General features: G+C 61.0%; 32 protein-coding genes. 20 read left to right on the top strand and 12 right to left on the bottom strand.

The genetic code is table 11. The features are described 5' to 3' along the window. Window positions 1-282: 282 nt before the first annotated feature. Window positions 283-693 carry a BA14K family protein gene (locus tag HAP41_RS03370; RefSeq protein ID WP_166057238.1) on the bottom strand — a complete coding sequence of 137 codons (411 nt, stop codon included), beginning with the start codon at window positions 691-693 and terminating at the stop codon, window positions 283-285. A 556-nt stretch (window positions 694-1249) separates the two neighbouring features. On the opposite strand from HAP41_RS03370, the gene HAP41_RS03365 reads away from it, so the two are divergent. Next, window positions 1250-1939: a Crp/Fnr family transcriptional regulator gene (locus tag HAP41_RS03365; protein ID WP_166057278.1), complete on the top strand. Its 690-nt coding sequence runs from the start codon at window positions 1250-1252 to the stop codon at window positions 1937-1939. A gap of 140 nt (window positions 1940-2079) precedes the next feature. On the opposite strand, the gene HAP41_RS03360 is transcribed toward HAP41_RS03365, so the two are convergent. Next, entirely contained in the window at window positions 2080-2469 is a 390-nt protein-coding gene (locus tag HAP41_RS03360; RefSeq protein WP_206706206.1) for a hypothetical protein, read from the bottom strand. A gap of 77 nt (window positions 2470-2546) precedes the next feature. After that, window positions 2547-2693, bottom strand: coding sequence for a hypothetical protein (locus HAP41_RS03355; protein ID WP_166057290.1), 147 nt, complete (start codon window positions 2691-2693; stop codon window positions 2547-2549). Window positions 2694-3046: 353 nt separating this feature from the next. Between HAP41_RS03355 and HAP41_RS03350 the strand changes: the two genes are divergently transcribed. The 4 genes from HAP41_RS03350 to HAP41_RS03335 all read left to right on the top strand — a co-directional run bounded on the left by HAP41_RS03350 (window position 3047) and on the right by HAP41_RS03335 (window position 6674). Further along, window positions 3047-3997, top strand: a complete 951-nt coding sequence (locus HAP41_RS03350) for an LOG family protein (protein ID WP_166057375.1) — start codon at window positions 3047-3049, stop codon at window positions 3995-3997. Window positions 3998-4069: 72 nt separating this feature from the next. Next, window positions 4070-5458 carry an MBL fold metallo-hydrolase RNA specificity domain-containing protein gene (locus HAP41_RS03345; RefSeq protein ID WP_166057405.1) on the top strand — a complete coding sequence of 463 codons (1389 nt, stop codon included), beginning with the start codon at window positions 4070-4072 and terminating at the stop codon, window positions 5456-5458. Between the two features lie 32 nt (window positions 5459-5490). Continuing rightward, window positions 5491-6396, top strand: a complete 906-nt coding sequence (locus HAP41_RS03340) for a DnaJ C-terminal domain-containing protein (RefSeq protein ID WP_166105238.1) — start codon at window positions 5491-5493, stop codon at window positions 6394-6396. 2 nt (window positions 6397-6398) lie between these two features. Further along, window positions 6399-6674, top strand: coding sequence for a chaperone modulator CbpM (locus HAP41_RS03335; RefSeq protein ID WP_166105241.1), 276 nt, complete (start codon window positions 6399-6401; stop codon window positions 6672-6674). Between the two features lie 390 nt (window positions 6675-7064). Here HAP41_RS03335 and ppk2 read toward each other — a convergent pair whose 3' ends face one another. After that, the gene (ppk2, locus tag HAP41_RS03330) at window positions 7065-7853 is read right to left on the bottom strand and encodes a polyphosphate kinase 2 (RefSeq protein ID WP_166057463.1); all 789 of its coding nucleotides are present in this window, start codon (window positions 7851-7853) and stop codon (window positions 7065-7067) included. 326 nt (window positions 7854-8179) lie between these two features. Here ppk2 and HAP41_RS03325 point away from each other — a divergent pair, with 326 nt between their 5' ends. From HAP41_RS03325 to HAP41_RS03295, 7 genes are all read left to right on the top strand, one after another. Next, on the top strand, window positions 8180-9043 hold the full coding sequence (locus HAP41_RS03325) for a transglutaminase family protein (protein ID WP_166057497.1): 864 nt from the start codon (window positions 8180-8182) through the stop codon (window positions 9041-9043). 634 nt (window positions 9044-9677) lie between these two features. Then, window positions 9678-10034, top strand: coding sequence for a hypothetical protein (locus tag HAP41_RS03320; protein ID WP_175617945.1), 357 nt, complete (start codon window positions 9678-9680; stop codon window positions 10032-10034). Between the two features lie 231 nt (window positions 10035-10265). Next, entirely contained in the window at window positions 10266-11078 is an 813-nt protein-coding gene (locus HAP41_RS03315; RefSeq protein ID WP_166057542.1) for a sensor histidine kinase, read from the top strand. A 42-nt stretch (window positions 11079-11120) separates the two neighbouring features. After that, window positions 11121-11285, top strand: coding sequence for a DUF3309 family protein (locus tag HAP41_RS03310; RefSeq protein WP_166057554.1), 165 nt, complete (start codon window positions 11121-11123; stop codon window positions 11283-11285). Between the two features lie 267 nt (window positions 11286-11552). After that, entirely contained in the window at window positions 11553-12824 is a 1272-nt protein-coding gene (locus HAP41_RS03305; RefSeq protein ID WP_166057592.1) for an efflux RND transporter periplasmic adaptor subunit, read from the top strand. A gap of 26 nt (window positions 12825-12850) precedes the next feature. Further along, entirely contained in the window at window positions 12851-14953 is a 2103-nt protein-coding gene (locus tag HAP41_RS03300) for an ABC transporter permease (protein ID WP_166057640.1), read from the top strand. Between the two features lie 229 nt (window positions 14954-15182). After that, window positions 15183-15380 carry a response regulator gene (locus HAP41_RS03295; RefSeq protein ID WP_166057702.1) on the top strand — a complete coding sequence of 66 codons (198 nt, stop codon included), beginning with the start codon at window positions 15183-15185 and terminating at the stop codon, window positions 15378-15380. 165 nt (window positions 15381-15545) lie between these two features. Here HAP41_RS03295 and HAP41_RS03290 read toward each other — a convergent pair whose 3' ends face one another. The 8 genes from HAP41_RS03290 to HAP41_RS50245 form a co-directional block, all read right to left on the bottom strand. Continuing rightward, window positions 15546-15755 carry a hypothetical protein gene (locus tag HAP41_RS03290; protein ID WP_166057724.1) on the bottom strand — a complete coding sequence of 70 codons (210 nt, stop codon included), beginning with the start codon at window positions 15753-15755 and terminating at the stop codon, window positions 15546-15548. Between the two features lie 331 nt (window positions 15756-16086). Next, entirely contained in the window at window positions 16087-16359 is a 273-nt protein-coding gene (locus HAP41_RS03285) for a c-type cytochrome (RefSeq protein WP_224580528.1), read from the bottom strand. A gap of 94 nt (window positions 16360-16453) precedes the next feature. Continuing rightward, window positions 16454-16666 carry a hypothetical protein gene (locus HAP41_RS03280; protein WP_166057758.1) on the bottom strand — a complete coding sequence of 71 codons (213 nt, stop codon included), beginning with the start codon at window positions 16664-16666 and terminating at the stop codon, window positions 16454-16456. Window positions 16667-16772: 106 nt separating this feature from the next. Next, window positions 16773-17012, bottom strand: a complete 240-nt coding sequence (locus tag HAP41_RS03275) for a hypothetical protein (protein ID WP_166057824.1) — start codon at window positions 17010-17012, stop codon at window positions 16773-16775. 75 nt (window positions 17013-17087) lie between these two features. After that, window positions 17088-17369 carry a hypothetical protein gene (locus tag HAP41_RS03270; RefSeq protein ID WP_166057851.1) on the bottom strand — a complete coding sequence of 94 codons (282 nt, stop codon included), beginning with the start codon at window positions 17367-17369 and terminating at the stop codon, window positions 17088-17090. 599 nt (window positions 17370-17968) lie between these two features. Continuing rightward, window positions 17969-18574, bottom strand: a complete 606-nt coding sequence (locus HAP41_RS03265; RefSeq protein WP_166057919.1) for a PAS domain-containing protein — start codon at window positions 18572-18574, stop codon at window positions 17969-17971. 108 nt (window positions 18575-18682) lie between these two features. Further along, a complete protein-coding gene (locus HAP41_RS03260) occupies window positions 18683-18931 on the bottom strand; it encodes a hypothetical protein (protein ID WP_166057963.1) in 249 nt (82 codons plus the stop codon). Continuing rightward, window positions 18924-19055: a hypothetical protein gene (locus HAP41_RS50245; protein WP_321576669.1), complete on the bottom strand. Its 132-nt coding sequence runs from the start codon at window positions 19053-19055 to the stop codon at window positions 18924-18926. Before HAP41_RS50245 ends, HAP41_RS03260 begins: the two co-directional genes overlap by 8 nt. 574 nt (window positions 19056-19629) lie before the next feature. Between HAP41_RS50245 and HAP41_RS03250 the strand changes: the two genes are divergently transcribed. The 8 genes from HAP41_RS03250 (at window position 19630) to HAP41_RS03215 (ending at window position 26687) form a co-directional block, all read left to right on the top strand. After that, window positions 19630-20583 (top strand): LysR family transcriptional regulator, encoded by a 954-nt coding sequence (locus HAP41_RS03250; protein ID WP_166057964.1) that lies wholly within the window; start codon window positions 19630-19632, stop codon window positions 20581-20583. Window positions 20584-20725: 142 nt separating this feature from the next. After that, entirely contained in the window at window positions 20726-22159 is a 1434-nt protein-coding gene (gene leuC / locus HAP41_RS03245) for a 3-isopropylmalate dehydratase large subunit (RefSeq protein WP_175618178.1), read from the top strand. Then, the gene (gene leuD, locus HAP41_RS03240) at window positions 22160-22807 is read left to right on the top strand and encodes a 3-isopropylmalate dehydratase small subunit (protein WP_166057966.1); all 648 of its coding nucleotides are present in this window, start codon (window positions 22160-22162) and stop codon (window positions 22805-22807) included. Then, entirely contained in the window at window positions 22804-23943 is a 1140-nt protein-coding gene (leuB, locus tag HAP41_RS03235) for a 3-isopropylmalate dehydrogenase (RefSeq protein WP_166057967.1), read from the top strand. The genes leuD and leuB overlap by 4 nt, the downstream gene beginning before the upstream one ends. Beyond that, a complete protein-coding gene (locus HAP41_RS03230; protein WP_166057968.1) occupies window positions 23943-24992 on the top strand; it encodes an ABC transporter substrate-binding protein in 1050 nt (349 codons plus the stop codon). Before leuB ends, HAP41_RS03230 begins: the two co-directional genes overlap by 1 nt. Further along, window positions 24989-25507 carry an ATP-binding cassette domain-containing protein gene (locus HAP41_RS03225; RefSeq protein WP_224580529.1) on the top strand — a complete coding sequence of 173 codons (519 nt, stop codon included), beginning with the start codon at window positions 24989-24991 and terminating at the stop codon, window positions 25505-25507. Before HAP41_RS03230 ends, HAP41_RS03225 begins: the two co-directional genes overlap by 4 nt. Continuing rightward, window positions 25507-25815, top strand: coding sequence for a hypothetical protein (locus HAP41_RS03220; protein WP_224580530.1), 309 nt, complete (start codon window positions 25507-25509; stop codon window positions 25813-25815). Before HAP41_RS03225 ends, HAP41_RS03220 begins: the two co-directional genes overlap by 1 nt. Next, window positions 25812-26687, top strand: coding sequence for an ABC transporter permease (locus HAP41_RS03215; protein ID WP_028158517.1), 876 nt, complete (start codon window positions 25812-25814; stop codon window positions 26685-26687). Before HAP41_RS03220 ends, HAP41_RS03215 begins: the two co-directional genes overlap by 4 nt. Window positions 26688-26708 lie beyond the last annotated feature (21 nt).

Below are 26708 nucleotides of genomic sequence, written 5' to 3'. Positions count from 1 at the left end.
AAGCTCGCAAGCAAGTGGGCGCTTCAGCGAGGTTGACCTAATGAGTCGAGCATGACCGATGAGCTTGTTCATACGACCAAACGCAGCGGGCCGTGCGATATTGAACAAATGACGGCGTTGGGTAATGAGAAGTCCGGTGCCATGGTCGGACACGATGATTCCTGTGGCTTGCCGCGTCACTCGACCATCGCCGTCAGTACGTCGTCCTTAGATCGACGTATGCGGAATGACGTACAGGCGTTCCTTGGTGGCGTGGCAGCCGGCAGCGACGCGATCGATCAGTTACGGGCACGGATGCCGCAAGCCGTCGTAACCGAGATACGTGCCGGAATACGGGTCATAGGACCTGAAGCGTTGCGCGCAATAGGAAACGGCGTCACCACCAACATAGGGAACTGGAGCGACGTAGGCTGGAGCGTAATAGCCGGGCCCGTAGCCGTAATAACCGTAGGGCTGTGTTGCCCCAATAATCGCCCCACCGATGAGTGCGCCGGCAATCCCGAGACCAACGGCGGCGCCACCATATCCATGGCCACGCCAGCCGCGGCGGTATTGCACGGTCTCCGCTGCTGGCGCCACGGCGTCTTTCAGCATCAGCGGCGATGCGATCGGCACCGCATTCGCGGGTACAGCGAGGCACGGCGTTGCGACGACCAATAGCGCGGCAATCAAATTTTTCGACAGTTTGTTCATTGCAAAGCCCCGTGTACTTTTTGTCAGCGCAGCAAGTCTTCTGCGAACTCGTTACTGAATTTATGTTTAAATGTGCGCTCAAGACGGCGGAATGGTTTTGATCCAGGTCAAGCTTGTGTCGGGTACCGGACATTGGTCTCGCTATTAGCGGCGGCGTTTGCGCCGTCGCAACCCCGCAGGCGCTCTATGGTCGACCGACATCCGATTGAAAGTGGACTTCAAAAAGCCACTCCGCTTCAGAAGCAGTGTCACCACGTGAAGGCCCGGTGCAGAAAGCAATCGGGCGAGTTGAGCGAATTATCGGTCTGGAAATTAAAGATCGAGTTTGCCTATTCCTGGCAACCCTACGCAGGTGCTGGCCAATTCGCGCTGAGAATGAACAGGTTCCGGTTCCATTGCCCCTATGACGGGTCGCGGTCCGACAAGATATGCCGATCAAGCCTATATAGGGGGTACCGTTGGACGCCCACTCGGAGCGTCATACTAACCCCTGCGGAAAGCGGCCCGACCGACCGGGCAGGAAACCGCAGTGAAAGTTTCAAATCAGAGTCGTTCGTTGGACAACAAGCTGCTGGCGGCGCTGCCGCGTGCCCATTTTGAGCTTCTCGTACCGCACTTGGAAGCTGTGAATTTGCCACAGGGCACCACGCTTTCAGAACCTGGAGACGAAATTACGGAGGTGTTTTTCCCGCATGACGGGATGCTCTCGCTGCTTGCGGTGATGCGAGACGGGAAGGCTATTGAAACCGCCACCGTGGGGCGCGAAGGCGTTGTAGGCGCAATGGCTGGATTGGGGTTGTATACTTCGATGGTACGTGTCGTCGTTCAGCTTCCGATGAGCGCAACCAAGATAGGCGCCGCTAGGTTTAGAAAAGTCGTGCAAAGAAGCGACGTCATTCGGGATCTTTGTGTCAACTACAATGAGGTGTTGCTATCGCAGGCACGCGTAACGGCGGCCTGCAATGCGCTACACCCCATAGAGGCGCGGTTTTGTCGATGGCTGTTACAGTCTGCTGACCGAGCAGGTGGCGACAAGATCGGACTGACGCAGGAGTTCCTGGCTGAAATGCTGGGCGTGCGACGCACCTCAGTGACCGAAATTGCCGGCAAGATTCAGGCCCAGGGCCTCATTTCATATGCCAGAGGCATGATCACGATATTGGATCGCAAGGGTCTTGAGAAGCGGTCGTGCGAGTGTTTCAAAACGCTGTTGGATCAGTCCGCGATGTTGCCCACTATCCGTTAGAGATGACGTTCCATTGTCTTGTCGTCGCGGCGTAGACGCCATATCCGGGCCGGCTCGCCTAAACGCTGGCTAGGTGCGGGCCGGCGACAACGACTATGAACGTTGGCGCATGGGTGCATGGCTTGCACACGAGAGCGCAACTACTCTCTTTCTCCTGCCTCGACATGAAAGTGATGCAGTACACGATGAAAAATGGGAGCGAGTACAAACGACGTGGCGATCACGATAATGAGCCCCGAGAAGATTGCGTAAGAGCCTGCGAAGAGCTTGCCGGCAGTCGTCTTGAGTTCGCCGAGTGGCCCCATGCCGGAGAGGATCATGGCTGCGTTCACATAGGCGTCTGGGAGCGGCATGCGTTCGAAGTAGCAATAGCCCGCCATGCCAATGATGAGCCCAAACAACGTAAGCGCACACCAGACACCGATTGCCCGCAAGATACGGTAGAAAAAATCGCGCGGCGAAATCAGCTTCTCGTGTCGATGTTCGAGATCGCTAAAGCTAAATGGTAGTCGGAGCTTTTGCGTTGTCATATTTCTTGCCGGCTCTTCGTTCGCTGGGTAATTTTCAGCAGCAGGTTTGAGAAGCGCCGCCGCCGGTCATCCGGCGCTCACGCGTCGGTCTCATTGTAATATTTCCTCAACGCCTTCAATTCTTCCTCACACCAACGTAGCAGCTTCTTGATGCCCTTGGTGTGTTGATCGGCGACAGGTTTCTTGGACAGATCGTTCCAATCCAGCCGAATTGAATCGAGCATTCCACTAATCTCTCGAACCCCTTTTTGCTTGCTCGTTGGCGCACCCCTTTTCGCTCTTACTTTGGGAGCTATTCGCTTTGCCATGGCATCATCTCTTTGACGGCTGGTCCGGCTCTCATTTGCGCAAGTGCACCGAGATTGCCGATGTTTCGTGGCATGCGAACAAATAACACGCAGATTGATGAGCTATTTGATTACCATCAAGCAGCACGATTTCCGTTGGTGGCCAGGATCAGGGCTTTGATCCGAATCAACACCTTCATGAAAATTTGGCCTCAAGTCTCACTACACCCGAATCTCGGTAGCTGGCCATACCGGGAAGGCGTCAGCCAATTGTGGAATCCTGAGGATCGATGAAACAGTATCATGCGATTCCGACGCCAGCTCATCCACGGAAACGGCGTGAAGCACTGCCGTGGCAACAGCCAAAGGCGACTCAGGAAGATCCTGAGGCCTTGCAGCGTGTGCAGACCATCCTGAATAGCCCTAGCTACCGTCGCGCTGATATCGACATTGAGTTTCTTGCGCGAGATGGCCTGCGTGGCGTGCGCCTTCAGATCGACTATCTCAAGCCCGAGCTGCTGCTTGAAGAGCACGAAATTCATCAAACCATCGTGGTGTTCGGAAGTACTCGCATTTGCGAGCCGGCTGCGGCGCTCCGCAAGGTGGATGTGTTGCGCGCAGCACTCGCTGCCGACGCAAGTAACAAGGACCTGGTACGTCAGCTCGGCATCGCCGAGCGAATCCATGCCAAGAGCCACTATTACGAAGTGGCTCGCGAATTCGGGCGCCTCGTGAGCAGCGCAAATCGTGGCGCTCGCAAACACCATACGGCCATCATGACCGGTGGAGGACCAGGAATGATGGAGGCTGCCAACCGGGGAGCATTCGACGTCGGTGCCAAATCGGTCGGTCTGAACATCAGTCTCCCTCACGAGCAATACCCGAATCCGTACGTCACCCCCGAGCTCTGCTTCAGTTTTCATTATTTTGCGTTGCGCAAGCTGCATTTTCTCCTGCGTGCCAAGGCGCTGGTCGCCTTCCCGGGTGGCTACGGCACCTTGGACGAGTTATTCGAGGTGCTAACTCTCATTCAGACGCGAAAAATCAGGCCAATTCCCGTCGTGCTAGTGGGTGAGGCCTATTGGCGTCGCGCCGTCGACATCGATTTCCTTGTCGAGGAAGGCGTCATCGATTCTGAGGATCGAGAATTGTTCTGGTTTGCAGAGACGGCGCAGGAGATCTGGGACGGAATCCTGTGCTGGCATGATGCGAGCGGCGAGCCGTTGCACGCAGCGATATGACGGACCGGTACGTTCGACGCTGCGGCAACGGTGGCACTGGTTTTGAAGATTAGTCGCACAAGGGAGGGTGACTTGAAATTGTCATTTCATGGGGCGGACCGCGGTGTCACCGGCTCCTGTCATTTGGTCGAATGCGCTGGAAAACGAATATTGATCGATTGCGGGCTATATCAGGGTAGTCGAGAGTTGGACGAGGAGAACGCCGAGCCTTTCGGCTTTGATGCCGCCAGTGTCGATTACGTATTACTAACCCATGCGCATTTGGATCATTGCGGGCGCCTCCCTTTATTGGCGAAGAGAGGGTTTCGAGGAGAAATCATCACAACGTCAGCCTCGCGTGAATTGGCGCGGCTTGTCCTTCTCGATGCGGCCCACCTCATGGAGGAGGAGGTGCGACGCCGTGCCGGCAGGACCGGTCACGGCGGAACAAGCCGTGACACGAAAGAGGCGCTCTATTCGACCCTCGATGCGCTGAACTGTCTCGACTATTTCGGCCGGACCGCTGCCTATTCCCGGGTCCTCGAGGTCGCTGCGGGCGTGCACGCGACGTTCGTCGACGCCGGGCATATCCTGGGTTCGGCGAGCATTTTTCTGGAACTGGAGGAGCAGGCCCATTCGACCAGCGTGCTTTTTTCGGGGGACCTGGGCAATGCCGGTCGCCTCCTGCTGCGGAGCCCTGCGACGCCGCCACGCGCCGAGAACGTTGTAATGGAAACCACGTACGGTGATCGCCTGCACAAGCCCTTGGGCCCCTCGGTCGATGAGTTTTTCTCAGCAATTGCCGAGACCTTCAAGCGCGGGGGAAATGTGGTCATCCCCACTTTCGCTTTGGAGCGTGCGCAGGAACTGATCTATTTCCTTGGTCAGGGCATCGCTCAGGGTCGACTCTCGAAATCGACGCAGGTGTATCTGGATTCACCGATGGCTATTTCGGCCACCGAGATCTTCCGGCGCCATCCGGAATGCTTTGAGCCGGCGACGGCCAACCTCTTCGAAGGCGGAGGAGACCCACTTGATCTGCCAGGATTGCACTTCACACGGGAGTCCGCCGAATCCATTGCGATAAACAACGTTCATGGCGGGGCCATTATCATGGCCGGCGCCGGTATGTGCACCGGCGGCCGCGTGCGCCACCACCTGCAGCACAATCTGGGTCGCGAGGAGTCGAGCATCGTGTTCGTCGGTTACGCAGCCGCTGGAACTCTCGCTCGCCGTATTATCGACGGCGCCAAGCAAGTGACGATCTTTGGCGAAGATATCCCGGTTAAGGCCCGCATCTACACCATCAACGGTTTTTCAGCGCATGCCGACGAATCCGAGTTGCTGGCCTGGCAAAAGCAGACCGGCGCAAAGCGAACGTTCCTTGTTCACGGCGAAGAGAGCACCATGAATCAGTTTGCTGCCCATCTTGGCGATACCCATGTCGAAATGCCGCTGCCGAATCAAGCTTTTGAGTTGTGAGGTCCCGGGGGATTTAAGCCGTGCCGACTGCGTTGAATGACCCGTATAAAATACTGGGCGTCGCTCCGACGGCTTCCGCGGATGATATTCAAAAAGCTTATCGCAAGCTTGCAAAGAAGTTGCATCCCGACCTGAATCCCGGAAATCCCGAGGCCGAAGAGAGATTCAAGGAGGTAGCCGGGGCCTATGATCTCGTCGGCGACGCAGAGAAGCGCAAGAGGTTTGATAGCGGAGAGATTGACGCCGCGGGAGCCGAGCGGTCTCGGCAGAACTATTATTGGGATTACGCGTCCTCGGAACAGGATCATCCTTATACGGACAATTCCGGTTTTGCAGATTTCATGGAGTCGGAAGACGCCTTCGCCGAACTGTTGAGACGCAGCGCTCAGGCCCAGGCGAATCGGCGCGGGCATGATCTCAAGTTCAGGCTGCCTATTGAATTCGTTGAGTCAATTGCCGGTGCGAATAGGCGGCTGACATTGCCCGACAGTAGCACAATTGACGTGGCCATTCCACCCGGCATGACGGATGGGCAGGTTCTGAGATTGCGCGGCAAGGGTGAGCCCGGATCGGGCAAGGGTGCGCCTGGGGATATTCTCATTGAAGTCGAAATCAGGCCCGACCGTTCCTTCACGCGCGAGGGTGACGACATCTATTTGGAATTGCCCGTTACCCTCACGGAAACCGTCCTTGGTGCCCGGATCAAGGTTCCCACTCCAACAGGTGCGGTAACAATGACGGTACCGAAAGGGTCGAACACCGGCAGCACGCTGCGCCTGAGGGGCAAGGGGGCTCCCAGACAAGCCGGTGGTCATGGCGATCAGCTGGTCAAGCTAAAGGTCGTGCTTCCCAAAGAGCCGGATCCCGAACTCGAAGCATTCGTCGCCAACTGGGAGGGTGGCAAGACCTACAATCCCCGCGAGGAGGTGGCGCCGTGACAATGAGCAGGGAGGAATTTCTATCACTCTCCGGCATCGAGCATGACACTCTGGGTGTCTGGATTGAGCAGGAGTGGCTGATACCCAGCGGTTCGTCCGCAGAGCCCAGCTTCTCTGACATCGATATCGCCAGGGCACGGCTGATCCGGGAACTCCTGGTGGATTTCGGCGTGAACTCCGAGGGAGTGGGAGTGATACTGAATCTTGTCGACCAGCTCTACGGCGTGCGCAGGACGCTCACGGAGTTGCGTCAAGCGATCAGAACCACGCCGGGATAGGGTTTGATCGCCACTAGAATTCATGTCGCCGATGCCAGCGCGGCGACGCCGTGTATCGTCGGGCAATAGTCGTTAATTGTTCTCCGGCTTGAGGCGAGAATGCTGTTCGTGGGGGCGGCGAATCGAGGGAGCGCTCCTTCGACTGTTCGTCGAACGACGTGACTTCACAAGAGGATGATTCATGGCCACTCGCCGAATGGCATCGCTATCATCGCGAAAAGTGATCTATGCGGCAGTTGCCGGCGCGACGCGGTGATCTCAACTACGAATGATCTAAGGTGCGGCATATTTCCTGAGCTGAACTTACAAACTAACGCCCTGAACAGCCGAAGCCAGTCGGAGCCGCGCCCAACTGCTAACACCTGCTATTTCCTGATGGCAGCAGTCCGTCTAAGCCTCGATCAGGCCGCGTTCATAACAGGCTTTATCGTAAGGAAAAACGACCACCGGGTCGGGTCTGTGGAGGCGACGGTGCTTTCCCGGATAGTTCAGCCGCCACAGCATATCGCGAATAATATTAAGTCGCGCATGTTCCTTGTCACCGGCGCGGACCACGGTCCATGGCGAGGTGACGGTATGCGTCCGCTCCAGCATCCTGTCCCGTGCTTCGGAATAGGCTGTCCAACACTTCTGCGCCTTGGCATCGATGAGGCTCAGCTTCCATTGCTTCAGGGGATCCCTTTGGCGGTCGGCGAGCCGCAGCTTCTGTTCCTGTTTCGAAATATCAAGGTAGTACTTGAGCAGGGTGATACCCGAACGCTCAATCATTGCCTCGAAAGCCGGCACGGTCTCGAGGAATTCCTCAGTTTCCTCCTTGTTGCAAAAGCCCATAACACGCTCAACTCCGGCCCGGTTGTACCAACTGCGATTGAACAGCACGATCTCTCCTGCCGCGGGCAAGTGCGAAACGTGACGCTGGAAGTACCATGAACACTGTTCCCGATTGTTTGGCGGCCCCAGCGCCACGACGCGGGTATCACGCGGGCTTAGATGTTCGACAATCGATTTGATCGTGCCGTCCTTGCCGGCGGCGTCGCGACCCTCGACGATGACAAGGATACGCTGGCCCCGCTCAATCACGCAGCGCTGCAGCTTCACGAGCTCGATCTGCAGCCGGATTAGCAGCGTGTGATACCTATGGCGGCTCAAATGTTTCGGAAGCGGTGGCCGGTTCTTCATGGTGTGTTCCCTCCTGGTCGCCTCAACCATCCGGGTCGGCGCGCCGACGCGACGTCCACAAATTTGCAGCTCTCCGACCAGCGGTCACGTCACACTTGTCGGTCGGGTCGCATCGCGAAACCGATGTTGTGCTTGCACTTCGATACCCGTCAACATGGCCGCTTGGATGGATCGCAGCGTTCTTGCCCGATGCCTCGACCGAAACTCCGTCCGGGTTTCGGCCGTCTGGATCGACATTTGCATGGGAACGTTCAACTCGACCATACTTCCCGAGGGGACCACTGGATAAGGGACCTGGTCATACGCTGCACCGATTGGAGCTTTCGTTGGCTACGCTGAAGGTTCTTCACACGACGACTTATCGGTTCAACGAACACGTGCGCCTGTTGCCGCACCGCTTGATGCTTCGTCCGCGCGAAAGCCGCGAGCTTCGTCTGATCTCGTGCAACGTCACGGTGACGCCCTCTGCGGCCTTGACCTGGGCACACGATGTGTTTGGCAATGCAATCGCGACGGCCACGTTTCAGATGACGGCCTCCAACCTGGTGATCTCCAGCGTCGCGGAGCTTCAGCTCGACGCGGTCGCATGGCCCGTGTTCGACATCGCCGTTTCGGCCATGTCTTACCCATTCCGCTATTCTGACGACGACTGGACCGATCTCGGCGCCCTGGCCGTCCCCCAGTTCTCGGACGCCGCAGGGGTCCTGCGAAACTGGGCTCAGATGTTCATTCGAGGCAGGCAGACTGACACGTTGTCGCTGCTCAGGGACCTCAGCGTCGGCGTTTCCGAAGCTGTCCGGTATCAGAGCCGGGAGGATGAGGGCACGCAAACGCCGGTACAGACCTTAAATCGCGGCTGGGGGTCATGCCGGGATTTCGCGGTGCTGTTCGCCGAAGCAGCACGCATGCTCGGCTTCGGAGCCAGGATCGTCTCCGGCTACCTTTACAATCCAGAACAAGGCAGCATCGGATCGACCGGTGCGGGATCAACCCATGCGTGGGCCGAGGTCTTCGTGCCGGGAGCCGGCTGGATCACTTTCGACCCGACCAATCGCAGTCTCGGGGGCTTCAATCTGATCCCGGTCGCGGTCGCGCGCGACATCCGGCAGACGATCCCGGTGTCCGGCAGCTTCGTCGGCAGCACCGGTGCCTTCGCCGGGATGTCCGTAGAAGTTCTCGTCACATCCTAGCGCGACGCAATGGAGCTTCGGGATGGCAAAATCCCGTCCATTAATTTGTCGTGAATGAGCAAATTTGACCATAAGCTCGAGCTGCACTGCGGCACGATATCCTCATCACCGCTGCATTCTCGGCATCCATCGGTGAGTGGGAGCGTGTTGCTCCCGTTTGGTCTTGGGAAGAGCATCATGCCCGACATTCAGCCCGCCAAATTTCAACCCGTCGCGTTGTGGTGCCGCTTCGAACTGGCGGCAGGCTCGCTTTCAGACGAGGAGTTCTGCGCGTTTGATTTCCCGGGATGCAAGCGATGCCCGAAGGCGCAGCGCCCTATCCGGACTTTAGGAAGTTCGGAGGATCCCATGAATTCGGAGGCATTGCGCGGATGGATCGAACGTGCCTCCCGCGCAAAAACGTCGTCTTTCGCTCCAATCAGCGAGGTCAGCCATGGGGAAGTACATTCACCTACAGAACCTCATTCTATTCAAGAAACGTCTTGCAGAGCCGCACAGTGAAGCGGAGCGGGACGTACTCTTGAAGTTGCTGGCGGATGAGGAGGCGAAAGAGCCTCAGCCGAAAAGAGGCGTTCTCTTGCCGCGTTGAACCGCATCAAGGAACGGCGTGCTCCAAATTCGAGAGGATACGACTATGAACCATCAGATCATGAAACGCGCGGTTGCCGCCGCGCTCTTCGGTGCGGCGACGCTCGGCTCGGTGCTCCCTTCGGTGGCTGCTCCGATCTCGCCGAGCACGAGTCTTCCAGAGCAAGCCGCTTCTTCATCCGGAGTGACAGAGGTCTACTACCGACGCCACTACCGTCGCGGCTACTACGGCGCTCCGGGGGCCGCAATCGGTCTTGGCATCCTGGGTGCTGCGGCTGGAGCCGCCGCCTATGGAGCCTACGGCGAGGGCTATTACGGGCGGGGCTATGCACCGGGCTACTACGCGCCAGGCTACTACGGCGGCCCGTATCCCTATCGCCGCCAATACTACGCCCCGTATTGAGCGCACGAGTGCGACGGTCTTTATCATAGACCGTCGCACTCGATGCGGTTGCGAGGCTAATCAAGAAGCCTCGCCTAGCAGCGGGTAACAGACACAGTGAATACACGCGAACCCTACGAGTAAGGCACAACGTCGGGTGCAGGACATAGTTGATCTGCATCAATCTGATTTTCTTTTGCCGTTCTAGGTTCAACCCGCAGTTGCAGTGAGAACCTCTCAGGGGCCGATGTCATGATTGACGAAGACTCGTCAGGCGGTTCGGACCCACCTCCGGGCGTGATTTTCCAGAATCCGGATCAATGCCTGCCGGCGGCGGAGCTGACGGATTACCGGCTCATCGCGGTTCGATTGCGAAAGGCGCTTGCGAAGAGCGAGGCGCGGCTTCTTCAAAAGGACGAATTGATCCACAGACAGCAACTATTGAAGGAGGAGTCCGACCATCGGCTGTTGAACGATCTCCAGATGACCATCAGCCTTCTTTCGCTACAGAGCCGCAATTCGATCAATCCCGAAGCGGCCTCACAATTGAGCGCGGCGGCCAATCGGGTCTCGATGATTGCGCGCATCCACCATCGCCTTCATTCCTACGAGGGTGTGAGAACAATCGAGTTCAAGAAATTCCTTCAGGATTTTGGACGCGAGTTTTCTGCGATGTCGTCGTCGGACACCTCCGCCGGAAGAGTTAACGTCGAAGGTAGTCAGATTGATCTGCCTGCTGTCACCGCCATTCCGCTCGGCTTCATCGCCAACGAGTTGATCACGAACGCGGCAAAATACGGCAAGGGCCGGATCGCCATCAGGTTGGAGCCGGATCCGAAACATGGCTATGCGCTATCCATTTCCAATGATGGCCCGGCTTTGCCCGAGGGCTTCGACCCCGGCGCAAGCAAAGGGCTGGGAATGAAAATTGTTCGATCATTTACCGACCAGATCGGCGGTGAGTTGCGGATCGAACGTGGCGCCGACGGTCAGGGCGCACGATTTACCGTGCTGTTTTCTGCACCGGTCGTTCAGCCGCTCTCGCCAAACGCCGCGACCAGTTGACGCGGCGGTAAGATCCCTACGTCTAGCCCGAGGAGCCGGACAATGTCGATCGGACTTATCATCATCATTGTTCTCGTCATCTTCCTGCTTGGTGGCTTCAGCGGCCGCTTTGGCGGCTACGGCTACGGCTATGGCCACGGTGGCATGGGTGTCATTGGTACCATCCTGGTCATCCTCCTCGTATTGCTGCTGCTGGGTCGGCTTTGACCCTGTTCATGGGCTGCGTTGGCCGGGCAGTTTCCCCGAAGATCCTGTCGTGCGGCGCCGACTTTTCCGTTCGACGACCAATCATTTCCCGGCTTGAGGGTGAAGCGCTCGACGACGTCCTCCGAGCTAACGTTGGCTTTCAACGGAGTGCAGAAATTAGCGTCAGACCTAGCGCCCATCAGTATAGCTTGATCCCAATCAACCATTCGGCCCAGAGGCAGCCTATGGTGGCGACAGCCATTATCCAGCACCTGGAGCCAAGGCGGCATGAACACGCATCTCGGCATTGGTGTCACCGCCGAAGGCAGGGAAGCTCTGCCCTATGTTCCGCTTCCATCGGCTGGTCGCCCGGTCGGCGAGCCGGCCGTACGGCCGCGATTTGCGACGAGGCGCTGGGCTCTCGTTGGGATCGCGACGCTTCTTCTCGCTACATCCTTGGGCATCTGGTGGTCGTTCAGCGGCAGCGCGCCGGTTGGCTATGAGACGGCGCCCGTTGCAATCGGTGACATCGCGCGCGACATAAACGCCACGGGCTCGGTTAATCCGGAATTGACGATCATCGTCGGGACCTACGTGTCCGGTGTGATCCAGGAATTGAGCTGCGACTACAATACGCAGGTCAAACGCGGACAAAGCTGCGCCAAGATCGATCCTCGCCCGTATCAGAGCATCGTCGATCAAGCGAAGGCCAGCCTCGCCATCGCGAAGGCGCAACTGGAAAAGGACAAGGCATCGCTCACCTATGCCAAGGCCAACCTGGAACGCCTCGCCACTCTCGTCAAGACAAGCGCCGTGTCGGAAGACGCCTACGACAATGCGAAGAACGTGTACGACCAGGCTCTGGCGCAAATCACGTTTGACGAAGCCACCATCCAGCAGCGCCAAGCCGTGCTCGACGCGGCACAGGTCAATCTCGACTATACCAACATCGTCTCACCGGTCGATGGCACGGTCGTTTCGCGCGCCGTCACCATGGGGCAGACCGTTGCGGCGAGTTTCCAGACCCCGACCTTGTTCCTGATCGCGACCGACCTCACCAGGATGCAGGTGGACGCCAATGTCAGCGAAAGTGATATTGGCGGCATCCAGACCGGCAACAACGCGACGTTCACCGTCGACGCATATCCCAAACGTCTGTTTGAGGGAACGGTCACCCAGGTCCGCCAGTCCCCGCAAACGGTGCAGAACGTCATCACTTACGATGTTGTCATCAGCGTCAACAACGCTGATCTGGCGCTCAAGCCCGGCCTGACGGCGGCGACGAGGATCGTCACCGATCGGCGCAACGACGTGCTCCGCATTCCGAACCAGGCGTTGCGTTATGTCCCGACCGGGACCGCCCTTGGCGACACGAAGCAGGCGCGCGTTTGGGTGCTCCGCGACGGATCGTCGGTGCCGGTGCCTGTTGCTGTCGGGCTCGACGACGACGAGTTTACGGAGATCGTGCAAGGCGACCTGAAAGTCAGCGACAGGGTGATCGTCGCGGAGCAGCGGAATTCGGCGAAGGCGCGTTCCGGCATGCCGCCGCCACGACTCTGATCAACAGCCGCAACGATTGAAGACCCATGGCGGAGCCGGTCATCAGGATTGAAGGGGTGTCGCGGACGTATCATGTCGGCGACATCGATGTTCGCGCGCTTTCGGACGTCAGCCTGATCGTCGAACACGGCGAGTTCATCGCCATCATGGGTGCGTCCGGATCCGGCAAGTCGACGCTGATGTCGATCCTTGGTTGCCTCGACCGGCCGACCGGCGGTCATTACTGGTTCGACGGCATCGATGTCGCACAGCTTGCGGAGCCGGATCTTGCCGGCCTTCGCAGCGAACGGCTTGGTTTCGTATTTCAGAGCTTCAATTTATTGCCGCGCACCAGCGCCATCGACAACGTCGCCTTGCCGCTCCTGTACGCGATGTCCGGCCAGAGCCATGCGCGCGCGCGCTTCGAGCGGGCTCGCGCGGTGCTGGACAAGCTTGGGCTGCGCGATCGGGAGGGCAACACGCCGGGCCAGCTGTCGGGCGGGCAGCAGCAGCGGGTTGCGATCGCGCGGGCCCTGATCAATCAGCCGAGCCTGCTGCTGGCGGATGAGCCGACTGGCAATCTCGATACCCGCAACTCCAACGAAATCATGCAGACGCTCAGTTCGCTCAATCGCGAACAGGGCGTCACCATCATCGTCGTGACCCACGAGCCCGATGTCGCAGCCTTCGCGGATCGCGTGCTCACCATGCGCGACGGTCAGATCATCTCGGATGTGAGGAACACAAAGCGCGACATGGCGCCACAGCCGGCAGGCGCGGCAGCGAGCAAACCGGTCCAGCCGAGGGAACGGTCGGCCCGTGTCGCAATGTCGGGCGCGTCATGGCCCTTTGCCTGGATGGTGATGACGGCGGCCGCCGAGGCGATCTGGCGCAACAAGATGCGTTCGGCGCTGACGATGCTCGGGGTCTTCATCGGCGTCGCCGCATTGATCGTCATGGTATCTGTCGGCCAGGGAGCGAACGAGGCGGTTCGAAAGGAGATTGCAAGGCTCGGAACGAACCTCGTGGTCATTCTGCCGGGTGCGGCCACGAGCGGCGGCGCTCGCGGCGGCTCCGGAAGCGCTTCGACGCTCACCGTTGCCGACGTCCGGGCGATCCGGCAGGAGGCGCCTGCCGCCGGGGCCGTGAGCTATCTCATCCGGCAATCGGGGCTGATCCGCTTCGCGAACCAGAACTGGACCACCGGAATTCAGGGCGTAAGCCCCAATTATCCTCCGATGACAAACTGGCAGATCGCCGCAGGGCGGGCCATCACTCCGGAGGACGAGCGAAGCGCAGCCTTGGTCGTCGTCCTCGGCGAGACCGTGCGCCGGCAACTCTTCGGCACCTTTCAGAACCCGATAGGCGCGATGGTGCAGGCGAAGGGTGTGTCATTGCGGGTGATCGGAATTCTCGAAACGAAAGGACAGACATCTTTTGGGCAGGACCAGGACGATCTGATCATGGTTCCGTTCACCACGGCCGAGCGCAAGATTATCGGCGTTGCCGCCCCAAGCCAGCAGCAAACGGCGATCAATTGGATCTATCCGACGCCGCCAAATCCGTATGGGCTTCAGCCGCGCATGACCGGGTACGTGAATCAGATTTACGTGCAGGCGGTGGATCAGGCCGGCATCCAGGCGGCGATCGATCAGGCCACTGAAATCCTAGCGCGGCGTCACCGCATCAGCCCAGGCACCATCAACGATTTTTCCGTGCGCAACCTCAGTCAGATTGCGCAGACCGCGGAGGGAAGCAGCCGCATCATGGCGCTCCTCCTGGCCGCGGTGGCGTCGATCTCGCTTGTGGTCGGCGGCATCGGCATCATGAATATCCTGCTCGTCTCGGTGACGGAGCGAACGCGCGAGATCGGACTACGGATGGCAATTGGCGCCCGACGATTACACGTCCTGCTGCAGTTTCTTGCGGAGGCGATATTCATCAGCGTCAGCGGCGGCATCGTTGGAATTATCATCGGCGCGGCGTTTTCCGTCGCCATTTCTGCCCTCACCGGCTGGCCGGCGCCGATATCGCTGGGAGCGATTGCCGGAGGGTTCCTGTTCTCGGCAGCCGTTGGCATATTCTTCGGCTACTACCCCGCGCGAAAGGCCGCCCGGCTCGATCCCATCGAGGCGCTGCGCTACGAGTGAGCAAGGATCGCGGGGCTGATCACGGGACCATTTGCGCGAGTTATGCGGCCGCTCACTCAGACGTGACGGTGCGCAACGTCACTTCTATCGCGCCTTGGCGCAGATCAACGTCGTTCGGCCTAAGTACGGTACACGATGCTGCACGTCGCAGGAACGATCGCGGCGCTACGCATCATCGACGCCCATCCGGAAATCACGCTGCTGTTCATCGTGCGGCGTTATGCGGGAAATGAACGGCCGCCAACTTGCGCGCGTAGCGCTCTTGCGCCTTCCAAGACTGAAGGTTCTGTTCACGACCGGGTTCAGCCGCAACGCCGTCATTCACAACAGCGGGCTGGACCAGGACGTGATTTTCATATCGAAACCCTTCACCATCGAGCAACTGGCCGCCAAAGTGCGGGGCGTATTCGACTTCGTTGCCTCCTGACGAATGGAGCGCCGCACTGATGTCTGTCTTGCTGAAGTTCAGCGCGTCACCTTGTCGGTCACGTCCTCGACATGAACAAGTCCCAGCCGTCGGCGTCGACGCCGATCCTGCAGGCGACGGGCTGAACGGCGCGCCAGGCCGATGTGACCTACGCCGCTTGGGGCATCAGGCCTCGCCCGGTCCTGAGAAGATGGAAGCTGGCGGCGTCGTGCGCGGCGTCGGCAGCGGCCGCTCGGTCGCTTCGGATCGCGAGACGCCGCCCTTGGCGTCGTATCGCTTGGCGAGATCCAGCAGACGACGGCGAGTGAATGGGTCGGCCCTATCGGCCATGACCCGGACCCGCTGCGCAAGACCTTGGTAGAACTCCTGCTCCATGACGCACCCCCACAACATCACTGCCGGAAGTTGAGTACCCTGCGGTCGCCGAGTCAAGAAGCGCCGGTGCCCGCATGCAACGGGGATGGACGTAGCCAGCGCGGGGGAAATCAGATGGCAGGGCTCTATCTGGTCGGAAGGCATGCCCGCCGTTTGGCAGGCCGATGAAGGCTGGGTCCGACGATGCTCTGGAGGACGACTGCGGTACGTCTGCACCAATTGCGACGACGCCCTGCTGCACGACCCACGGCCCGCAAAAAAGCCGCCAGCCGATCAAGAAAGGTAACCGACCCCGCAGCGAGCTTGGAAGGTCGGATCGCATCCCAGCGGTCTACTTCAGCGATCGGATATAGTCGGCCAGGTCCGCGATTTCGGATCGGTTCAGCGACAGGTTCGGCATATTAGGGTGAGGCAGTAGCAGCAGAAAGGCGAGCCTGTTCTGATCGAAATCTGGTGTCTTCGCGAGGGACGCGAACGGCGGCGCCTGATCGGCGGCGGTCGTCTGATCTCGCTCCACGAGGTGGCAGCTTGCGCACCAGCGCTTGGCGATATCCTTGCCGCTGACGGCGTCTGCTGCGAAAGACGGCGTGACGATGCCGAGCATGCAACATGCAGTTGCCACCAATCTGAACGCTTTCGACATGTTCGGACTCCCATGACCTGGTCGGCGCCCTTTTGGCGCGGCACGGCTTCCGGGCTTACGACGGAAAGTCGGCGGGATCCACCTTCAGACGGTCGGCATGGAGCGACCAGTCATGGGTGGCGTGGATATCGCAAAAGCGTTCCTTGGCCTGCTGCTCGGCCTCCCCGCCGTTTCGGGCATCCAGCTCGATTGTCGTTTGACAGACTTCGTCCATCTGGCCGTTGTCGCCGAGGACATCCTTGATGAAGCGGACGATGAAGCGCGGCATGGGCACCTTCATTGGCGGCGGCGCTGCGTCCAGTGGCTCGATCCACCCGCGCCGTTCGGAGTGGGGAGAGGGGATTGACGGCGGACGCTCGGCCGGGCCAGCGGCGTTAACCGGAGATGGCGTCGCCGGGAGTGCCTCTCGTGCGCCAATAACGCTGGCGAAGTCTGGGCGCTATCAGCCACGCGATTGCGGCCGACGCCACGAAGCTGACGAAGATCATCGTCGGAATAGCCGCCATTGCGTTCGATTGGAATGGGGTGAGGAGGATCACAAGCATTCCCGCTCCGAACAGCACTGCCTGGACGCTCATGAAGACGATCGCCGCGATCTGAAGTCGTACCGACATGCCAAAACTCCAATTCCGCTTTGGGACAACAAGTCCGGCTTGGATGGGTTCCGGCGGTCTTCTCCGTCGGGTCGCTTAGGCGCGCGGATCCGGGGCGGCGTCGCACTTGGGGCAGCGGCCATCCGTGGCAGCGCCTAGTTGGCGCCGAATCTCGTCCCTGAGAGCTTGCCCACCCCAAGTTGAGCCGTCGCTTTTGGGGATTCGTTTGGCACGCTCGAAGGCGTGACCCTCGGCGGCGTCGTCGCCGACCCGGATGATTACGTCGTCGTGAAAGGGGCAAACCATCGTCGCGCGCGTGGTCTCGAGCGCATTGCGCACCACATGCGTCAGGTCGTCTGGATGGAGATCCGCTGGCATGATGGCCTCTTGCTACACGCCGTCGTCTCAGGCCGAAGGGAAATAGGCCCCGGGGCTTCGCAACGAAGCGCCGAGGCCGATTGTTCAGTGACGTCAAATCTGAGGCTGTGTCGGTCCAACCCGCACCGTCGGCTTTGGTTCCGCAGAACTTACCGACCGAGCCGCTCACAGAGCCGGCTCACTTTTGCGTTCGTCGACGCAGGAGTCCGGAGACGGGACCCGGAGTGCCTAGCAGTCCGGGCTCCGCCTCGCAACGCCATCGGCGCCAAAGCGCCCGATGCGCTCAAATCTTAGGACCGGTCCTGCGGTGCGCTTTGACCCATCTCAACTTCCGCAGAAGGCCCTAGGTACTCATCCGCAATTTCGATGGCGGCCGACGAGGCGCATGTTTGAGCAATGCAGCGCCAGATCCTCTTCAAGTGTCCGCGCACGGGAATGAACGTCCAGCTTTCCCTGGACGAGGAGGCGATCGAGTCCCTGAAGCCCGAAGATACCTACGTCTCGATTTCTTGCCCGGCTTGCACGTCGCTCCATTTCGTCAACAGCACGACGGGTAGGACGCTCGGCGACCAAGAGAGAGCGCCTAGTTGAATCGGTGCTCAGGACGCGGCCTGATCCGTCACGTCCTCGACGTGGTGCAGCAGAAATGTCAGCCGACCATCTTCGTCGACGATAGCGGAGTTGATCGGCTGCCAGTAGCGCTCGACGAACGAGCCGTCTGGATCGCGGATGTCGTAGCGCTGCACGGCCATGGCATGAGGCCGGCCTGTCTGTGCGACGATCCGGAGTGAGGCGTATAGGTTGCTCACTCCGTCAGCGAGCGGATCGTCCGGATTGTCGGGAAACACGTCGAAAAGGGACCGACCTACAACGCTGTCTCGGTCGGTGAGAGTGGCTCTGGCGTACGCAGCGTTGATGTCCACGGTCTGCAGGCCCGGCCCCGGATCGAGCAGCATGTACGGGTGCGGCGACCGATCGAAGTCCGAGAGGAAGCGCTCGCGAAGTTCGGACGCATCGGCGGCGCTCCGGAGCGGCTGTCCGAACGGAGAGGTCTGGGCTCCCTGCCGTTCGGCCTCCAGCAGCGCCAGTTCGCGCTTGTTGGTGGCCAGCAGACCTTCCAGCGTCCGCTGCAGAGTCGGATCGCTGGTTTCGGCCAGCAGCCTCTGAAAATTCACGATATTCTGCTCGCAAATGAATTTCTTCATCGGGATGTCGGGAGCCGCCCGGGAAGTGGATAACACACGGTAAGTTAGTATGGCATAGCCGGCCGCGATCCGCCTAGGCAAGCGGCCGAATGCGACGCCGGCGTTCGTTCACAACGTGCTCAGATCCTCTGACACGTCGCCCAACTTGCGAATCAGCCTAGCGTCGCTGAAGGCCCCGCTTGACGGGTCGCCGGTCCGCGAGAAGGCGATGGCGCCGGCATGACGCGGTTTGCGGGAGAGCGCCTCGGCCCGCATCACCGCGGCGTTGGCGCTCAGGCACTCCGCCGCCTCGCCGGCGGCTATGCCGTCGTCGGAGAAAACGAACTGCAGAGCGACATAGTAGGTCACTTCAGACATCTGCCTCATCCTTGCGTTCGCGCGCCCTTGGGAGCCGCCCGCGGGCGTAGCCGGTCGACACCTTCCTCCCGAGCTCTTCGAGCTGGGTCTCGAGAAAGTCGTTGGCGACGATCAGAGCCTTCACGGTCTCCCGGGGCGTCGCCGCCGCAGGCCGCGATAGTCTGGTCGGCGGCGGCGTCGAGGTCGGTAGGAGCCGGTCCGGCCTGCTCGGAGGTCGCGTTCAGAGGCGTGTCCAAAAATTCGTGCGTCAGCGCGTGTTTGCATCCAGTGCAAACGGCCCTTCAACTCGCGATCAGCGAGGAAAGCTCTCTAAGGCGCCGCCCGGCAACACCGCATCAACTCTAAATCAAGTTCCCCAGGCTGGCCGGCCTTTGGACGTTGACCCAGGCAAACAACCGCGCGATTCTGCAGCGCTGATTGCTGTAGTCCAAAGTGTAGTCGTCAGTGTAGTCCGTAACCCGCCGGCTCGCGTTGTTTTTCGAGGAAATTGGCGGATAGGCGTAAATTGAGCGAAGAGTCCCTCCCTCTCCGCCATATCAAAACGGCTTTGAGAAAGCCCCGTCAAAGACAGCCTCTCTGCGTCGTGGCAGCCTCTGGTGTCGTCCCCGGGGGACCATAATCTGACACCGCACTTGCGACCGGCCGCCAAGCTTCTCCACAATGGCCCCCTAGCGAGGGCCCGGTCGAGGATCTGACGGATGACGGCCAAAATCGATCTCCTCACGTTGCAGCTCTTCGTGGCGATCGTTGAGGAGCAGAGTATCGCCAAGGCGGCGGAGAAGAAGAACATCGCGGCGTCCGCGGTCAGCCGCCGCGTCTCGGATATCGAGGACCTGTTTCAGGTCGAGCTGCTGCATCGTCATTCGAAGGGGATCGAGCCGACACCGGCTGGCTTCGCCCTGCTCGAGCACGCCCGCATCATCCTGGGAAATTTGAGCAAGCTTGAGAGCGAGCTGACCGGATACCGGCAGGGCAAGCGCGGGCTGATCCGGATCTGTGCCAACAAGTCCGCGATCCTCGAAGCCCTGGCGGACGAGCTCAGCCTGTTCCTGGAGCGGCATCCGCTGGTCCACATCGACATCGAGGAGGATCTCAGCCCCGCGATCGTGCGCGCGGTGGTGGAGAACCGGGCCGACATCGGCATTTTTGGCGGCAACATCGACGGGCAGGATCTGGAGCTGCCGTCCTATCGCAGCGACAGCCTGGTCGCGCTGGTCACGCGCGACCACCCGCTGGCGGGCCACGATAGCGTTCGCTTCCGCGAGCTGGTCGATTTCGACTTCGTCAGCCTGGAGAAGGGCAGCTCGATCGAGACGCTGTGTGTCAGGGCCGCCGCGGCACTCGGGCAGCACCTCAAGGTGCGCATCCGCGTCAGCAGTTTCGATGCGCTGTTCCGCGTCGTCGATGCCAGGATGGGGGTCGGAATCGTGCCGCTCGAGATCGTTCGCGACCGCTACGGCGTCGACAGTCTCGTCACCGTCCCGCTCGACGAGTCCTGGGCGCGACGCGACCTGGTCATCGGCGTGCGCGATTACAAGTCGTTGCCTTCGGTGACGAAGCTGCTGGTGGAGCATTTGCGGACCCATGATGATGCGCGTCTCACCACGGGCGGTGTCTCCGACCGGCTGACGGTCGTGCGCGGCCGAAGCTGACATCGCTCCTGCCGACGGCCTGCCATCGCCGGCCGCGATGGCTCCCTGCCCAACCGTCACTGCACATTTCCGCGACGGACTTCTATCCTGCTTCTCAAGCTCGCTGTCGGTCGGCATGATCGGCGGCAACACGGCACATCAGATGCCGAACAGGGGAGGACGGATCGTGGACACGCGTGGCCGCACGCTGCTGGCCAAAATCTGGGACCAGCATGTCATCGCCCGGATTAGCGATGATACCGATCTGCTTCACGTGGATCGCCACTTGCTGCATGACCTCGGCGGCTCCGCCGGCCTGATCAACCTCAAAAGCCGCAACATTCCGGTCCACAATCCCGAACTGACCTTCGCCACGCCGGATCATGCGATTTCGACCGCGTCCGGGCGTGCCGGCACGATCAAGACCGGGTGGGAGCTGTTGGCGGCGTTGCGGACCGAGACATCCGCCAGCGGCATCCGGCTGTTCGACCTCGACCAGCCGGGGCAGGGCATCGTCCATGTCATCGGGCCGGAGCTCGGTCTCAGCCTGCCGGGCTGCCTGATCGTCTGCGGCGACAGCCACACCTGCACCCATGGCGGGCTCGGCGCGCTCGCCTTCGGCATCGGCTCCAGCGAGCTCACGCATGTGCTGGCGACCCAGACCATCATCCAGCGCCGGCCGAAAACCATGCGGGTGACGTTCGACGGCCGGTTGCCGTTCGGCGTGACGGCGAAGGACCTCATCCTCGCTTTGATCGGCCATGTCGGCGCCGCCGGCGGCACCGGCTATGCCGTCGAATATGCCGGCAGTGCGATCAGGGACATGCCGATCGAAGGGCGGCTCACCATCTGCAATCTGTCGGTTGAGCTCGGCGCCAAGATGGGGCTGATCGCGCCGGATGAGACGACGTTCGATTATATCCGCGGCCGTCCCTATGCGCCGCAAGGCGAGATGTGGGAGCAGGCCGTCGCGGCGTGGCGGACGCTGCAGAGCGACAGCGACGCAATGTTCGATCGCGAAGTGTCGATCGATGTCGGGGCCATCATCCCCCAGATCACCTGGGGCACCAGTCCCGAACACGTCCTTGGTGTCGATGGCCGCATCCCGGATCCCGCAGACATCGCCGATCCGGCGCGCCGCGGCGCGATCGAGATCGCGCTCGACTATATGGGCCTGAAGCCCGGTGCGCCGATCGCCGGCACGCCGGTGGATTGGGTCTTCATCGGCTCCTGCACCAACAGCCGCCTCAGCGATCTGCGCGCCGCAGCCGAAGTCGCGCGCGGCCGCAAGGTTGCGCCGGGCGTGCGCGCCTGGGTCGTGCCGGGGTCGGAGACCGTCAGGCGCGATGCGATGGCCGAAGGGCTCGACAAGATCTTCATCGCCGCGGGCTTTGAATGGCGCGAGCCCGGATGCTCGATGTGCCTTGCCGCAAACGGTGAAACCGTGCCGCCCGGCCAGCGTTCGGTGTCGACATCGAACCGGAATTTCATTGGCCGGCAAGGGCCGCGTGCCCGCACTCATCTGGCAAGTCCGGCCATGGCCGTGGCGGCGGCGGTGTCCGGCGCCATCGCCGACGTCCGAACGATGGAGCGCTAGATGCCGCAAGCTTTCACCAAATTGACCGCGACGGCCGCGCCGATCATGCGCACCAATGTCGATACGGACGTCATCATCAGCATCAACCGCATGATCGGAAATTCCGTCCGCGGCAGTCTCGGAAAATGGGCGTTCGGTTCGCTCCGCTACCTGCCGGACGGCGCGGACAATCCGGAGTTCATCCTCAATCGCGAGCCCTATCGCGCCGCGGAAATCCTGGTGACGGGTCCGAATTTCGGCTGCGGCTCGTCGCGGGAGGCGGCGGTGTGGTCGCTCCAGGAGATGGGCATCCGCGCCATCATCGGATCCGGCTTCGGCGACATCTTCTTCGCCAACTGCTTCCAGAACGGCATCCTGCCGGTGGTGCTGGACAAGGCCGTCATCGACGGGCTCGCCGCGGAGATCGAAGCGAGCCAGGGCGCGGGACGCGTCAGTGTCGACCTGCAGGAGCAGACGGTCACCTCCCCATCGGGCGTGCGGCACGTCTTCGAGATCGATCCGCGCCGGCGTGCGGGTTTGCTCGAAGGCCTCGACGAGATTTCGCTGACGTTGCGGCGCGACCACGAGATCCGCGCATTCCAGGCATCCGACCGCGACGCGCGGCCGTGGATTCACTTTGCAGGACATCAGGCAGGACAATTGGCATGAACACGCTCTCGAACATGATCAAGGTCGCCGTGGTCGGCGGTGAAGGCATTGGTCCTGAAGTGACCGACCAGTCCCACCGCATTCTCAAATGGTTTTCGGCGCGGCGCAGCATTCCCGTGGCGCTGCGCGAAGCGCAATACGGTCTCATCCCGTATCTGGCGACGGGTAAGGTGTTGCCGGACGACACCGTCGAGGCGATGGAGGAGGCCGACGCGTTACTCTGGGGCGCGACGGGTGGTCCTGAAACCACTGAGGTCCCTCCGGCAGCGCGCAAGGCGGGAAGCCTGCTGTCGTTGCGCAGCAAGTACGACCTTTATGCGAATCTCCGGCCCATCGTCGCCAATCCGGCGCTGGCGGACTCCGCGCCGCTCAAGGCCGCGGTGCTGAAGGATGTCGACTTCATCATCATCCGCGAGCTCACCAGCGGCATCTATTTCGGCGAGCCGCGCGGCATCGAAACGCTGCCCGACGGCCAGCGCCGCGGTTTCAACACCCAGCAATACACCACCAGCCAGATTCGCCGGGTGGCGCGAACCGCGTTCGAACTGGCGCGGACGCGCAAAGGCCGGGTCTGCTCCGTCGACAAGGCCAATGTGCTGGAAACCAGCGTGCTGTGGCGCGAGGAGGTCACCGCGCTGCATCAGGCGGAATTCTCCGATGTGGAGCTGACGCACCTCTATGTCGACAACGCTGCGATGCAGATCGTGCGGGCGCCCTCGCAGTTCGACGTCATGGTGACCTGCAATATCTTCGGCGACATTCTCTCCGATTGCGCCGCGATGGCGTCGGGTTCGCTGGGCATGTTGCCGTCGGTCTCGCTCGGGCCGCCGGACCGGCTGGGCCGCCGCAAGGCGCTCTATGAACCGGTTCACGGCAGCGCGCCTGACATTGCGGGCAAGGGCATCGCCAATCCGCTCGGCTCGATCCTCAGCGTCGCGATGATGTTGCGCATCACCCTCAATCGGCCCGATGATGCAACGCTGCTGGAGAAGGCCGTGGATACGGCGCTGGCTGCGGGCGCAAGAACGGCCGACATTGCCGAACCCGGCGCAAAAAGACTTTCGACCCAGGAGATGGGCGATGCGGTTCTGAACGCGCTCGACAAGGTGGTCGGCAAGGAGAGGGAGCACGCGTGATGAAGACTCGGGTCACCAGACGGGCCGCGTTGACGATCGTCGCCGGCGCCGGTGCGTCCCTGGCGGCAGGACGGGCGTGGGCGGATACCCCGTCGGGCCGCGTGATCTATCCGGTGGCCATTCCGGTCTATCAATCTCAATTCGTCGCCGACCGGGCCGGATTCTTCAAGGAGGCCGGCCTCGACTGCAAGCTGATCCAGGGCGGCAGCGGGGTGAAGACGCGCGAGATCATCGCTTCGTCCCAGGGCGATATCGGTATCGGCGACATCACCCACCCGATGCAGCTCAGCAATCACGGCCGCAGCGCGCGGGTCCTGATGCCGGTCGATACAAGAAGCAACGCCGCGATCTTCATCATCCGCAAGGATCTGTTCGATCAGGGCATCACCAGCCTGGAGGCGCTGGCGAAGTGGAAGCGGCCTGACGGACGAAAGCCGATCGTTTCGGTGTCGTCGCTGGGCGGCACCAACCACGTATGGGCCTCCTACTACATGGAAACCATGGGGCTGGACGACAAGGTGACCTGGATCGGCACCGGCAATGTCGACACCATGATGGGCACGTTGAAGACGAAGCAGGTCGATGTTCTCATCAACTCGCCATCGATCCTGAAGGATTCGGTCGAGCAGGGCTGGGGCGCGCTGTTGTTCGATGGAACGGACGAGGCGGTCTGGGCCAAGTACATCGGCGGCAAGGTCCCGGTGACCTCTCATTTTACGCTGCAGGCGACCATCGACAAGGACCCGCAGAAGATGCAGGCGTTCGTCACGGCGCTGTGGCGCGCCACCCTGTGGATCAAGGGGCACTCTCCCGAAGAGATCTACGATATGATCGAGCCTTACGTCGGAAGCACGTCGCGCGATGCGAATATCTTCGACAGCGGCGTCATGAAGAAGGTCACCGATTACGAAGGCATCATCGATGCCGCCAGCTTCGCGCGCGGTCAGAAGGTCTGGTTCCGTGAAATGACCGGCATCAAGCCGCTCGCGATGGCCGACGTTGTCAACACCAGCTTCATCGAAGCGGCACGCAAGGCCTATCCGGCTTGACGATCCAGGCTTTACACACGCCGCACGTCGATGCGCCGCCTGAGACGCGGCGCATCGACGTGCGCGGTTTGTGCAAGACTTTCCAGCTGGCGGGTACGGCCATCGAGGCCGTGCGCGACGTCTCCTTCAATGTCCGGCGCGGCGAATTCGTCGCCCTGCTGGGGCCATCCGGCTCGGGCAAGAGCACCGTCCTCAACATGATCGCAACCCTGGTCAAGCCGACCTGCGGTCAGATCCTGATTGATGGTACGCCCGTCGTCCCCGGACAGGCGACGCCCAATGTCGGCTATGTGTTCCAGCGCGACACCCTGTTTCCCTGGCGCACTGTCGCAGACAACATCGGTTACGGCCTCGAACTGGCGGGTGTCCCGGCGGCGGAGCGAAAGGATCGGGTCCGTGCATGCCTGGCGCAAGCCGGGCTGCAGGATTTCGACAATGCCTATCCCTCGGCGCTCTCGGGCGGCATGCGCCAGCGCGCCTGCGAACGCTGGTCGTCGAGCCGCAGGTTCTGCTGATGGACGAGCCGTTCGGCGCGCTCGACACCCACACCAAGATCGACATGCACGATGTGCTGCTTCGCATCTGGGAACGCGAGCAGCAGACCGTGCTGTTCGTGACCCACGATCTCGGCGAGGCCCTCACGCTGGCGGACCGCATCATTCTGTTTTCGGCGCGGCCGGGCCGGATCAAGGAGAGTTTCGAGGTGGATTTCGCCCGCCCGCGCAACGCCGTGAAGATCCGGGAGACGCCGCGTTATGCCGAGCTGTTTCAGCTGATCTGGCACTCGCTCGGCGAGGAATTCATCAAGGGCCGCAAGCCATGAGGCGAGCGCGCCGCCCCGGCAGAACCCTGGCCTGGCAGATGCTGATCTGCGTCGGCTTCCTGTCGATCTGGCAGTGGGGGTACGATCTGCACGGCCGCCTTCCCTGGCTGGTGCCGGATCTGCTCGATCCCTATTTCGTGTCCAAGCCGTCCGACATCTTCGAGCACTTCCTGATCCTGAGCTGCCTCAAGTCGAAGCTCGGCGTGTTCAACGGCTGGTTCAATGGCGAATTCGCCCGCTGCATGGCGCGATCCGAGAACAATCTCTGGATCGCGACCGCCGTCACCCTGAAGAACACGTTCTTCGGCTTCGTCACCGGCGTCAGCAGCGGCTTTGCCGCGGGCCTTGTGCTCGGCCGTTCGGACCGGCTGAGCGCGATCTTCCAGCCGTTCATCACCGCGGTGAATTCGATCCCCCGCATCGCGCTGGCGCCGATCATCGTGCTGGCCTTCGGCATCGGCGATACCTCGAAGATCGTCACGTCGTGGATCGTGGTCGTCTTCCTGGTGTTCTTCAATACGTTCGAAGGGGCACGCTCGATCGACGAAGGCTTTGTCAACGCGGCGCGGCTGCTCGGCGCCAGCGAGTGGCAGATCACCCGCACGGTGGTCATCCCCTCGACCATGGCCTGGGTCTTTGCCTCGCTGACGCCTGCGATCTCCTTCGCCCTGATCGGCGTGATCGTCGGTGAGTTCATCGGTGCGGAACGGGGGATCGGCCGCCTGATCATTGAGTCCGAGGCGCGCGCGGAGGCATCGGGAATGATGGTCGCCGTCGTCGTGCTGATGCTGGTCGGCGTCGCGCTGTCGGCGTTGATCTGGCGATTGCAGGCCTATCTGTTGCGCTGGCAGCAGCATAATCTCGCGGAGTAGCCCGAGCCGCGGCCTGCGGCG

The sequence above is a fragment of the Bradyrhizobium barranii subsp. apii genome, from assembly GCF_011516635.5.
GTDB lineage: Bacteria > Pseudomonadota > Alphaproteobacteria > Rhizobiales > Xanthobacteraceae > Bradyrhizobium > Bradyrhizobium barranii.
This window is presented reverse-complemented; position numbering and strand designations above follow the sequence as displayed.